At 63.9% G+C, this 12305-nt stretch carries 12 protein-coding genes; 2 read left to right on the top strand and 10 right to left on the bottom strand.

The window, feature by feature from the left end:
* Positions 1-41 precede the first annotated feature (41 nt).
* Together QCE58_RS18095 and QCE58_RS18090 are read left to right on the top strand one after the other, a co-directional pair.
* The gene (locus QCE58_RS18095) at positions 42-1295 is read left to right on the top strand and encodes an aconitase X catalytic domain-containing protein (protein ID WP_008347313.1); all 1254 of its coding nucleotides are present in this window, start codon (positions 42-44) and stop codon (positions 1293-1295) included.
* Positions 1282-1722, top strand: a complete 441-nt coding sequence (locus tag QCE58_RS18090; protein ID WP_250458066.1) for an aconitase X swivel domain-containing protein — start codon at positions 1282-1284, stop codon at positions 1720-1722. The genes QCE58_RS18095 and QCE58_RS18090 overlap by 14 nt, the downstream gene beginning before the upstream one ends.
* On the opposite strand, the gene QCE58_RS18085 is transcribed toward QCE58_RS18090, so the two are convergent.
* The 10 genes from QCE58_RS18085 to QCE58_RS18040 all read right to left on the bottom strand — a co-directional run bounded on the left by QCE58_RS18085 (position 1703) and on the right by QCE58_RS18040 (position 12245).
* A complete protein-coding gene (locus QCE58_RS18085) occupies positions 1703-2404 on the bottom strand; it encodes a GntR family transcriptional regulator (protein WP_175982040.1) in 702 nt (233 codons plus the stop codon). The two genes, QCE58_RS18090 and QCE58_RS18085, sit on opposite strands and share 20 nt — an antisense overlap.
* Before the next feature lie 46 nt (positions 2405-2450).
* Positions 2451-3686, bottom strand: coding sequence for an amidohydrolase family protein (locus tag QCE58_RS18080; RefSeq protein ID WP_008347310.1), 1236 nt, complete (start codon positions 3684-3686; stop codon positions 2451-2453).
* A 12-nt stretch (positions 3687-3698) separates the two neighbouring features.
* Complete coding sequence (locus tag QCE58_RS18075) at positions 3699-4697, bottom strand: 4-hydroxyproline epimerase (RefSeq protein ID WP_008347309.1); 999 nt, start codon at positions 4695-4697, stop codon at positions 3699-3701.
* On the bottom strand, positions 4694-5596 hold the full coding sequence (locus QCE58_RS18070) for a dihydrodipicolinate synthase family protein (protein ID WP_008347307.1): 903 nt from the start codon (positions 5594-5596) through the stop codon (positions 4694-4696). The genes QCE58_RS18075 and QCE58_RS18070 overlap by 4 nt, the downstream gene beginning before the upstream one ends.
* Positions 5597-5611: 15 nt before the next feature.
* Positions 5612-6838, bottom strand: a complete 1227-nt coding sequence (locus QCE58_RS18065; RefSeq protein ID WP_008347305.1) for an FAD-binding oxidoreductase — start codon at positions 6836-6838, stop codon at positions 5612-5614.
* 4 nt (positions 6839-6842) lie between these two features.
* Complete coding sequence (locus tag QCE58_RS18060; protein WP_250522152.1) at positions 6843-7922, bottom strand: proline racemase family protein; 1080 nt, start codon at positions 7920-7922, stop codon at positions 6843-6845.
* A 2-nt stretch (positions 7923-7924) separates the two neighbouring features.
* Positions 7925-9235, bottom strand: coding sequence for an MFS transporter (locus QCE58_RS18055; RefSeq protein ID WP_250522151.1), 1311 nt, complete (start codon positions 9233-9235; stop codon positions 7925-7927).
* 129 nt (positions 9236-9364) lie between these two features.
* The gene (locus QCE58_RS18050) at positions 9365-10000 is read right to left on the bottom strand and encodes a M12 family metallopeptidase (protein ID WP_250522150.1); all 636 of its coding nucleotides are present in this window, start codon (positions 9998-10000) and stop codon (positions 9365-9367) included.
* A gap of 201 nt (positions 10001-10201) precedes the next feature.
* Entirely contained in the window at positions 10202-11578 is a 1377-nt protein-coding gene (locus QCE58_RS18045) for a sensor histidine kinase (RefSeq protein ID WP_250522149.1), read from the bottom strand.
* Complete coding sequence (locus tag QCE58_RS18040; RefSeq protein ID WP_008347294.1) at positions 11568-12245, bottom strand: response regulator transcription factor; 678 nt, start codon at positions 12243-12245, stop codon at positions 11568-11570. Before QCE58_RS18040 ends, QCE58_RS18045 begins: the two co-directional genes overlap by 11 nt.
* Between the last annotated feature and the right edge of the window lie 60 nt (positions 12246-12305).

The raw sequence follows: 12305 nt of genomic DNA, 5'->3' as shown, positions 1-12305 counted from the left end.
AGACTGCGCTGACATCCCTCCGCGCTGCGTCAGCGAATCCGATGCTCACACTTTCCCCACGCGACACCGCCATGCTCAACGGCGATTTCGGCGATGGCCTCGCGCTCGCGATGCGTATCGTCGCGGCGACGGCGCGCGTCATGGATGCCGATGCGCTCATCGATATCTCGGGCGCGCATATCGACGGCTGTCTGTATCACGGCGCGGCGAGTCTCGATTTCGTCGAGCGCTTCGTCGCGAGCGGCGCGAAGGTCGCCGTGCCGACCACGCTCAATGTCGGCTCGCTCGATCTCATTCACCCGGAACTCTTTCGCGGCGACGCCGGTATCGCGAGCGCGGGCAAGCGGCTCATGCAGGCGCATCTCGAACTCGGATGCGAAGCCAGCTTCACCTGCGCGCCGTATCAATTGAAGCATCGTCCGAAGCTGGGCGATCAGATCGCGTGGGCCGAATCGAATGCGATCGTTTTCGCGAACTCCGTGCTCGGCGCGCGCACGAGCCGTTACGGCGATTTCCTCGATCTCGCCGCCGCCATCACCGCGCGCGTGCCGGATGCGGGCCTGCATGTGACGGCGAATCGCGCGGCGCGCATCGTGATCGCCGCGCCCGATCTGCGCGCGTCGCCGCATCGCGATGCCGATTTCGCCGCGCTCGGCTTTCTGCTCGGCGGCATTGCCGGCGCGACGGTCGCCGCGATCACCGGCCTGCCCGGCGACACCACCGAAGACGAACTCAAAGCGCTAGGCGCGGCGGCGGCATCGAGCGGATCGGTGGCGCTGTTCCATGCGGTCGGCATCACGCCGGAAGCCGCCACGCTCGATGCCGCGCTTCAGGGCCGCGCGCCCGAACGCACGATTGCCGTCAGCGCAGCCGATCTTCACGACGTGCGCGCGCGTTGGTCGCACGCGAAACCCGGCGATGCGCTCGCCGCGGTGAGCCTCGGCACGCCGCACTTTTCCGTCGATGAATTTCGCACGCTTGCCGCGCTCATGGGGCGTCACGACGGCGCGCCGCGCTGCGATATCTACGTGAACACGAGCCGCTTCGTGCTGTGGCAACTCGAGGAAGAAGGCATTGCGCAGAAGCTCGCGGCACGCGGCGTGCAGATCGTCGTCGATACCTGCACGTACATCACGCCGGTGATGAAGCAGGTGAGCGGCCTCGTGATGACCAACTCGGGCAAATGGGCGCATTACGCGCCGGCGAATATCGGCGTGACGGTCGCGTTCGGCAGCATGAGCGAATGCGTGCGATCGGCGTTCGAAGGAAAGGTGTGCATCGATGAACACGTTTGAGGCCGTCACGCTCGTTCCGGGCCACGCGCGCGCGTCGGGAATCGCGTTGCCGCCGCTCAGCTTCTGGGGCGGTTACGACGCTGAGCGCGGCCTGATCGTCGATGCGACGCATCCCGGTCACGGCCAAAGTCTCGCGTCGCGCATTCTCGTGATGCCGCGTGCGCGCGGATCGAGTTCGAGCAGCAGCGTGCTCGCCGAAGCGTTGCGCAACGGCACCGGGCCCGCGGGCATCGTGCTCGCGGAGCGCGATCTGATTCTGTCGATCGGCGCGATCGTCGCGAACGAACTCTATGCGTCGAACGTGCCCGTCGTGATGGTCGATGAAACCGCGTTCGCGCACATCGCCGCCGCCGGCGATGCTCACATCGAAATCGATGCGCGCGATGCGGCGAGCGTGCGGCTCGTCCTCAACCCTGACGCGACATGATCGTCTCCACGACCGAGATGATCTGCTGCGCCGCCGTCTTGACGTGCTGTTCCAGCAGCTTCGCGCCGAGCTTCGCATCGCGCTTCTTGCATGCGTCTATCAGGTTCATGTGCTCTTCGTGCGACTGCTCGCGGATCGGCACCTGCACCACCTGAAAGCGGAAATAGCGGTCGCTGCGATCGTGCAGCACGCGCAGCATCTGCAATGTGATGTCGCGCCGCGCCGGCAGATAAAGCGTCTCGTGCAGACGCCAGTTCAACTGGCCCCAGACGCCCGAATCGGCGGTATCCATTTCGGCGACGAGCTTTTCGGCTTTCGCGATCTCGGCATCGGTGATATGCGGGATCGCCTGCGAAAAGAGCCACGGCTCCAGCCGAATGCGGATTTCGAACGTCTCCTGCACTTCTTCGATCGACAGCTCCGCGACATACGCGCCCTTGTGCGGCACCTTCGTCAGCAACCCTTCTCCGGTAAGCCGCGTGATCGCTTCGCGGATCGGCACGCGGCTCACGCCGAGTTCATCGGCGAGCGCTTCCTGGCGCAGCACTTCGCCCGGCGCGAGATCGCCCGACAGAATGCGTTGCCGGATCGCGGTCGTGACGAGTTCGACCGTCGTCGTGCGCACGATCCTGTGCGTGGAGTCGCTCTCTTTTCGAAGGGATTTGGCGGCGACCGGAGACATGTTTTATCGGCTTAGGCGTGAAGGTGCGGCATCGTAACACGCGTGTTCACAGCAACTTCTCGCGTACCCACGCACCGTTTTTCATCACGCCCGCGATGCGCTCGCCCTGCCCTGTCAGCACGCGAATATCCTTCAGCGGATCGCCATCGACGACGAGCAAATCCGCGTACGCGCCCGCCGCGACGACGCCGAGCTTGCCCTTCATGTTGACGATCTCCGCGCCGATGGCCGTCGCCTGACGAATCGCCTCGAAGGCGCCGACGATATTCGCGCGTATCGACAACTCATCGCTTTGATACTGATGCATGTCGCCGAGCAGATCGCTCCCGAGGCCGATCTTCACGCCGCGTTCGTGCAGCATCGCGAGCGCTTCGAGACCGCGCTTGCGCACCGATTCATTCTTGTCGAGCGTGTCTTGCGCGAGGCCCATTTGCGCGCCGACCTTTGACATCGCGTCATAGGTGACGAGCGTCGGCACCGCGTAGGCGCCGTGTTCGGCCATCACGCGCGCGGCATCTTCATCGATCAGATTGCCGTGCTCGATCGTGCGCACGCCGAGCTTCACGACACGCGCAATCGCCTTCGCGGTGTACGCATGCGCCATCACATACGTCTGATGCGATTCCGCTTCTTCGACGGCGGCCTTCACTTCGTCGACGGAGAATTGCAGATTGCCGATGGGATCGGTCGGCGAAGCCACGCCGCCCGACGCCATGATCTTGATGTGATTCGCACCCGCGCGCATCTCCTCGCGCACGGCCTTGCGCATTTCGTCGACGCCGTCGACCACGCGCCCGATCGCGCCCATGTTGCGATTGCAGCCGCACGGGTCCGGATCGGCGTTGTCGAAGCGCTCGCGAAAATCGCCGTGGCCGCCCGTCTGCGAAAGCGCCTTGCCCGCGACGAACAAGCGCGGCCCCGCGATCACGCCGTCTTCGATCGCGCGCGACAGCGCATAGTCCGCGCCGCCCGCATCGCGCACGGTCGTGAAGCCGCGATCGAGCATGCCCGCGAGGATCGGCACGGCGCGCAGCACGGCGAACGTGTTCGGCAGACGGCTGTTGTTGCCGAGATGCGCGACCGATGCAATGACATGCACATGGCAATCGATCATGCCGGGCATCACCGTCTTGCCGCCGACATCGATCACTTGCGCGCCGCTCGCCTCGACCGGTTCGCGCGTGACTTCGCGGATCGTATCGCCGTCGATGACGATGGAATAGCGGCCGTCGTCGCGTTCGTGGTCGGCGTCGAGCACGCGGGCGTTCTTCAGAATCAGCATGCGTTTTCTCCGTTATTTCAGCAGGAATCCGTGCGCGAGCGGATCGCGGTCATCGACGAAAATCGTGTTGTGGCCCGTCACGCGCGCCCATCCTTCGATGGCCGGCACGATCGCATCGTATTCGCCGACGCGCGCCGCTTCCATCGGCACGCCTTCGAACAAGGTGCCGATGATGCTTTCATGCACGAAGCGCTCGCCGATCTTCAACTGCCCTTTCGCGACACGCTGCGCCATGCGCGCCGACGTGCCCGTGCCGCACGGCGAGCGGTCGATGGCTTTGTCGCCGTAGAACACCGCGTTGCGCGCGCTCGCGCCTTCCACCGTCGGCTCGCCCGTCCACATGACGTGACTGAGGCCGCGTATCGCATCGTTTTCCGGATGCACGAACGCGTACTTTTCGTTCGCCTTCTGACGCAGGATCGGACTCAGACGCTGAATGTCCGATGGCTTCAGCGCGTGCAGCCCTTCGTAGTCGCGCTGCGGCTCGACGATCGCGTAGAAGTTGCCGCCATACGCGACATCGAAACGAATCTCGCCCAGGCCCTCGACGTCGACGGACAAGTCTTGCGAATGCAGAAACGAAGGCACGTTGACGAGCTGCACCGAATCGACATGCTCGCCGTTCATCCTGTAACGCGCGATCACGAGACCGGCGGGCGTGTCGAGCCGCAGCACGCCCGGCTCGCGCGGCCGCACGAGTCCGTTTTCGATGGCCGTCGTCACCGTGCCGATGGTGCCGTGCCCGCACATCGGCAGGCATCCGCTCACTTCGATGAAGAGAATCGCGAGATCGCAGTCGGCGCGCGTCGGCGGATAGAGAATGCTGCCGGACATCACTTCGTGGCCGCGCGGCTCGAACATGAGCGCGGTGCGTATCCAGTCGAACTCGCGCAGGAAGTGCGCGCGCCGTTCGATCATGTTCGCGCCTTCGAGCGGCGGCGCGCCGCCCGCGACGACGCGCACCGGATTGCCGCATGTGTGTCCGTCGATGCAGAAGAACGTCGATTTCATTGCGCGAGCGCCCGCACGTTGGCGATCGCCTTCTCGACGATCTCGATGGTCCGCTGCCGTTCCGCGCCTTCGAGCAAGAGGCGCGGCGCTTTCACGTACTCCGGATAACCCGCCGTGATGTTCTCCGCGAGCTTGATGTACTGCACGAGCTTGACGTGCGTGTCGAGATGGAACAAGTCGATCAACGCGCGATAGAGCGCGCGCGCCTTGTCGTATTCGCCGTTGACCGCGTAATTCAGCAGATCGACGGATTCCTTCGGCATCGCGTTGGCCATGCCGGAAACCCAGCCCTTCACGCCGAGCGCGACGGATTCCACGATCAGATCGTCGACGCCGCAGAACACGACGAAGCGGTCGCCGAAGCGCGCGTAGAGATCGGTGACGCGCGTCGTGTCGTAGGTCTCTTCCTTGATCGCGACGACGTTGGGTTCATCCGCGAGTTGCGCGAGCAAGTCCGGCCGCATATCGACGCCATAGCCGCGCGGATTGTTGTAGATCATGAGCCCGAGCTTCGTCGAGCGCGCAATCGACCGATAGTATTCGACGGTCTCGCGATCGTCCGATCGATACGTGAGGCCCGGAAACACCATCAGCCCTTGCACGCCGATGGCTTCCGCGTCTTTCGCGAACTGCATCGCGTTGGCCGTGTTCAGTTCCGCCAGTCCCGAGATCACAGGCACGCGCCCGTTCACGGTTTCGACCGCGATCTTCAGCACCGTGCGCTTTTCCTCGGGCGTGAGCTGCGCGTTCTCGCCGACCATGCCCATCATCACGACGCCGCCGACACCGTTGTCGATCAGACGGTTCAGGCCGTTCACGATAGCGTCACGATCGAGCGAGCCGTCCTGCTTGAGCTTCGTCGTCACGGCGGGGAATACGCCTTTCCAGTTCACTTGCATGTTTGCTCCTCCAATTTAGAAACGTGCGATCGAGTAAGGCGTGAGCGGCACGCGCGGCGTGCGTCCCGCGAGTACATCGGCGACGAGCGCGGCGGTCGTCGCCGATTGCGTGAGGCCGAGATGACCGTGCCCGAATGCATGGACGACCGACGGCATGCGCGGCGATGCGCCGATCACCGGCAGCGAGTCGGGCGTCGCGGGGCGATGGCCCATCCATTTCACGGCATCCGTATCGTCGATGCCTTGGATGAAGCGCTTGCCCAGTTCGAGCAACGCGTCGCTGCGACGATAGTTCGGCGGCGCGTCGATGCCCGCGAACTCCGCCGCGCCGCCGATGCGCAAGCCAATATCGAGCGGCGTCGCCACGAACTTGCGCTCCGCGAAGATCACTTCGCGCGTCAGTGCGACGCCGTGCTTTGGCAGCGTCGCGTTGTAGCCGCGTTCGCTTTCGAGCAACACGCTATCGCCGATCGACCTCGCGAGCGCCGCCGACCATGCGCCCGCCGCGATCACGATGCGTCGTCCGTTGACGCGCGTGCCGTCGTCTAGCACGACGGATTCCGGCGCGTCGATGGCGCGCGCGATGCCCGTCACGAAGCGCGCGCCGAGCGCACGCACGCGCTCGCGCAATAGCGTGACGATGCGGCGCGGATCGCCGATATGCGACCAGTCGTCGAGGAACACGCCATGCCTGAAGACCGGCGCGAGCGACGGCTCGCATTCGCGCACTTGCTGCGCGCTCAACGCGTGCCAGCGCGCGCCGAGTTCGCGCTTGAAGGACCATTCGGGCTGATCGGCGGCGAAGGCTGCATCGGTTTCATAGACCGTGAGCGCGCCCCGCCGATACAGCATCGCGCTTGCGCCGATATCGTCGAACATCGGCAGGATGTCGTCGTAGACGCGGTTGTTGAGCAGCGAAAGCGCATGCGAGATCGCCCGAAAGCGCGCCGGCTCGCTCGCGCGGCGAAACGCCATGAACCACGGCAGCGCCTTCGGCACATGCTTCCAGTCGAGCGCGAGCGGCCCGAGCGGGTCCATCAGCCATTTCGCGGCCTTCGTGAACATGCCGTGCACGGCGATCGGCGTGCTCTCCGTCACCGCGATGCCGCCCGCATTGCCGTGCGATGCGCGATCGCCTTCGAAATCGCGATCGACGAGCGTCACGCGCGCGCCCTCGCGCAACGCGGCCCACGCGCACGCGAGTCCTACGATGCCCGCGCCGATCACGATGACGTCCGTCATGTCTTCACTCGCCACGTTGCGAACTCACGCGCGATTTGATGAGCTTGTCGTCGACGGCTTCGCACCATGTGTCGGCGAGCGTGAAGCCGGTCTGGAAGCGATCGGTCGGATCGACGCCGACCTGCGAGATCGCCGTGATCCACGCCTGTCCCGCGACGACGGGCACGACGGCGGGAACATCGCCTAGACGCGTCGTGGACTCGATGCGGCTTTCGAACACCGATCCGATGATCGACTCGTGCAGAAACGTCTCGCCGACATCGATCAGCCCTTTCGCGTGCATGACCGCGAGCCGCGCGGACGTGCCCGTGCCGCACGGCGAACGATCGCAGCGTCCCGGCGACACGATCACCGTGTTGCGCGATTTCAGCACGCCGTTCTCGCGCGAAATCGGGCCGACGAACTCGGTCATCGTGATGCCCTTGATGAGCGGATTGAGCGGATGCGGCGAAGGCAACTGCGCCCCCGCCGCGGCCTTGATGACTTGCCCCAGCTCGCACAGTTCGCGCGCTTCATCGGGCGTGATGCGAAAGCCGAGTTTCTCCGCATCGACGATCACATACGTCATGCCGCCATAGCCGACATCGACGGTCAAACTGCCGATGCCTTCGACCTCGATCGTCTTGTCGAGATGATTCGCGAACGCGGGCTGGTTCGTGAACTCGACCTTCGTGACCTTGCCGTTCGCGCACGAGCAGCGAAGATGGATGAGGCCCGCGGGCGCTTCGAGCACGAGTTCGGTGACGGGCTCGGTCATCGGCAAGATGCCGGTTTCGAGCAGCACGGTCGCGACGCACATCGTGTTCGAGCCGGACATCGCCGGATATTCGGTCGATTCCGCGATCACGTAGCCCATCTGCGCGCGCGGATCGGTCGCGGGCAAGATGAAGTTGACGGTCTGATTCGCCGAGCCGCGCGGCTCGAAGATGCAGATGCGCCGCAAGTCGTCGCGCACTTCTTCGAGGTGCATCATCTTGTCGAACATCGTGGCGCCGGGCACGTCGAAGACGCCGCCGGTCACGACATTGCCGACTTCGCCTTCGGCGTGGCAGTTCACTACGGTAAGCGTGCGATTCCAGCGCATGTTTATTGCAGCGGCGCGTGCGCCGTCTCCTTGATGGTGGCGACCGTGATCGTCGAAAGCAACGCCGCGAGCATCACGAAATACGCGGGCGAAAGCGGCGAGCCGGTTGCCTTGATGAGCGCGATGGAGATCATCGGCGCGAAACCGCCGAACACCGCGTTGGCGATGCCGTAGCCGATCGACATCCACGTCGTGCGGATTTTCGTCGGGAAAAGTTCGGAGAGCACGGCCGGCCCCACACCCGAAAATATGCCGATGACGACGCCGCCCAGCACCTGCACCGCGCCGACGATCGCCGCCGACTTGTACGTGAGCATCAAGTGAAAGATCGGATACGGCAGCACGAGAAACGCGATGCAGCCGATCGCATAGATCGGCTTGCGGCCGAAGCGATCCGACGCCGCGCCCCAGAACGGAATCGACGCGGTCATCGCGATGAGGCCCGCCGTGTTGAGCCACAGCGCCGTCGACGGATGCATGCCGACGTATTTCGTCGTGAACGACGGCAGATAGTTGAGCAGCACGTAGAGCGAGACCGTCCACACGATCACGAGCCCGCACGCCTGCAGACCGAGCAGCGCGGGCGCGCGGCCTTTGGCCTTCGGCGCTTCGTCGCTTGCGCTTTGATACGCGGGCGTCTCCTCGCTGCGCTTTCTGATGATCCAGCCGATCGGCCCGATCACGATCGCACCGATGATGAACGGCACGCGCCAGCCCCAATCGAGCATCGCTTGAGGCGAGAGCAGCGTCGTCATGAGCGCGGCCGCGCCCGAGCCGAGCAGCATGCCGCCGAGGGTGCTGCATTGCTGGAAGCTGCCGTAGAAGCCGCGCTTGTTCGGCGGCGCCCATTCGACGAGAAACGCGACCGCGTTGCCCAGCTCGCCGCCGACGGAAATGCCTTGCAGCATGCGCGCCGCGACGAGCAGGATCGGCGCCCATATGCCGATGGCCGCATACGACGGCAGCAGCGCCATGAAGAGCGTCGCGGCGGCCATGAGCGGCATGACGAAGGTGAGCGTCCACTTGCGGCCTTTCTTGTCGCCGAGCCAGCCGAAGATGATCGCGCCGAGCGGACGCGCCGCGAAGCCCAGGCCGAATGCGCCGAATGTGCCGAGCATGGCGGCGAAGTCGTCGCCGGTGGGGAACATCACTTTGGCGATGACGGTCGCGAGGAACGCGTACGTGCCGAAATCGAACCATTCGAGGATATTGCCGATGACGGCGGCGGTGACTGCACGGCTGGTTTTCGATGAGACCCGCGGGCTGTCGCTCGCGGCATAGGGGTTCGCAACGGCATTGGCTCGGTCGGTCATGGGGGCTCCGTCGGCAGCGTTGGGTGCGGCGTGGGGGTGATTGTGCGCCCATGTCAAAATTGAATCAAGGATTTTGGATCCAAAATCGAAGCCCGCAAACCGCCGGATTTTCTGGCGACCCGTCGGCTTTCAGCGCGCCGTCTGCGCCGCGACGGTCTGCGTGACGGCCGGTGCCCCATAAAACATCTGCGCCATCGCGATATCCGTCGCGCTCAACTGTCCGTTACCGTTCCATTGCGGATTGCAGTAATTCATGATCGACGCCAGATCCCACGCGCCGATCATCGTGTCGCCGTAAGTGCCTTGCGCGGGCTCCTTGCATGTCGTCGATGGCGTGTCCGGCCGATTCTGCTCATGCGCGAATCCCAGCGCATGACCGAACTCGTGCGCGGCGATGGCGCGAACACAATACTCCTCGCGTCCGATGCAACTCGTACTCCAGTTTCTGAACGTGAAGTTGAAGACCATGCCGCCGGCGACATTGTTGATCTGCGTCCCGAGACCTTGCGTATGCGGTCCCGCCTTGGCGCTATCCTCGACCGATATTCGAATGCCGTAATAGTTCGGCGCGTTGGTGCATTGCTGCCATCCCGCGAATACGACGCCCGAATGCGCCTCCCAGCTTTGCTGAACCGCGAGCTGACTCCAACTGCGTTGATTGGCGTACATCGCGAAATCGGTGTTGCTCAGATCCCAGCACACGTTGATCGGAAACTGCTTCCAGATGACCGTCGATAATGCGAAACCCTTGTTCGTCCCATTCATCTGGGCATCTTTCGCGGATGAATTCACGGCATCGGATGCGCCGTCGCCTCCGCCGCATGCGCCAAGCAGCATTGCTAACAATAATGCGAATAGGCACGCGCCGATCCGTCTCATCTTCTTCTCCTGCTGCGATAGTTTCGCTGCAAACGAGAAGTATATTTTCAAAGCAGCCGTGAAATTCGTTTGGTCATTCCATAGCATTTACGAAAGATGCGTGAAGCGCACCGTCACGACCACCCCACGATCCGGATGCTCGCGCTGCGCCAGCACGATCTGCCCGCGATGCGCCAACACGATCTCCTTCGCAATCGCGAGGCCGAGGCCGGTTCCTTCCGTATCCGCCGATGCGCGATAAAACGGCTCGAACACGCGACTGCGCGCTTCGGCGGGAATACCGGGGCCATCGTCGATGACGGTGAGCGTCACGCGTTGCGCATCGCGCATGACGGCAACGGTCACGTGCCCGCCCGGCTGCGTATAGCGAATCGCATTCTCGACGACGTTGTACACGAGCGCCGACAACAACCCTTCATGGCCGATGATCCACGCCGATTCAACCAGCTCCGCGCCGAGATCGATCTCGCGCTTCTGCGCGAACATCGCCAGATCCTCGATCACGTCCTGCGCGATGGCGGCAAGATCCACCTTCTGCCGCGCGAGTTGCGCGTAGTCCGCGGCTTCGGCCTGCGCGAGCAGCAACAGCTTGTTGGTGAGACCGACCATCGAACGATTGCTTCGCTGCATCGCCGCGAGCGTTTCATTCAGCGACGGCTCCATCGCGCGATGCTGCCGCGCGAACTGCAATTGCGTCTCCAGCAGCGTGAGCGGCGTGCGCAACTGATGCGCCGCATCCGCGATGAAACGCCGCTGCGCCGCGACCTGAAGCCCGAGCCGCGCGATGCACTGATTGATCGCATCGACGATCGGCCGCAACTCCGTATGCAAGCGCTCCACGCGCAGCGGCTCGAGCTGCATCGGATCGCGGTCCATCACTTCTTTCTTCACCTTCAGCAGCGGCCGCAGCTCGAACGTCAGTCCGATGCAGGCGAGCGCCACGGCCAGCAACACCATCTCGATCTGCCGCACGAGCTGCGGACGCCATAGCTCGCGCACCATCGCATCGCGCGAAGCCTGCGTCTTGCCGACCGACACCAGCACGCGGCGAATCGCGCCGTTGTCGTACATCTGGCGCACGAAGCCGACGGCGCGTATCGGCTTGCCGTGGAGATCGGCGTCGTAGTAATCGGGCGCGTCGTGGCCGGCGGCGTCGCGCGTCGGGAAATCGGGCACACCAGCGAGCAGACGGCCATCGTCGACGCTCACGTTGTAGAACACCTGATCGCCCTGCGGCGACGCGAACACTTCGAGCGCGGCCGGCGGAATATCGACGAGCAAGCGTCCGTCCGACCATTCGACCTCGCCCGCGATCATCCGCGCCGATGCAAGCAGCGTGTTCTCCTGCACGAGATCGGCGGTGTGACGCGCGTTGTCGTAGGCGGCTTTGCCTGTCACGAACACGTAGATCGCGAGCGGCACGAGCAGCCACCATAGAAGACGGACGCGCAGGCTATTGGTCATCGTCCTTTTTGCGCAGCAGATAGCCGAGACCACGCAGCGTGACGATCGCCGCCGAACTGCCATCGAGCTTCTTGCGCAGCCGCGAGACGTAGATTTCGAGCGCGTCTTCGCTCGGGCTGTCTTCGTGCGTGAAGATCGTATCGAGCAGCGACGCCTTCGACACCGTCTTGCCGAGACGCAGGATCAGCGCTTCGAGCACGCTGCGTTCGCGCGGCGTCACGTTGAGCGGCGCGCCTTTGAGCGTGAACTGGCGCGTGTCGATATCGAACACGAGATCGCCGCACGACACCTCGTTCGCCGTCGATGAACTGCGCCGCCGGATCATCACCTTCACGCGCGCGACGAGCTCTCGCACTTCGAAAGGCTTCACCAGGTAATCGTCCGCGCCCGCGCCGAGCAACTCCACCTTCTCGTCGATGGAACCGCTCGCCGTGAGGATCATCACCGGCGTTGCGTCGCCGCGTTGACGCATGCGGCGCAGCACGTTCTTGCCGGAAAGACGCGGAAGGTTCAGGTCGAGCAGCACGACGTCGTAAAGATTTGCGCGCAGGAGCTGATCGGCGGATTCGCCATCCTGCACGGTTTCGAGCGTGAACGACTCCTGTTCCAGCATCTTCGCGAGCCAGAGCGAAAGCGTCGGATTGTCTTCGATCAACAGCAGTTTCATGGTGGCGCGATTGTATTGGCTTCGACGAACGATAAAGCATCGGGTTAACACCCATGATTT

It is taken from the genome of Caballeronia sp. LZ028, from assembly GCF_031451415.1.
Lineage (GTDB): Bacteria > Pseudomonadota > Gammaproteobacteria > Burkholderiales > Burkholderiaceae > Caballeronia > Caballeronia zhejiangensis.
This window is presented reverse-complemented; position numbering and strand designations above follow the sequence as displayed.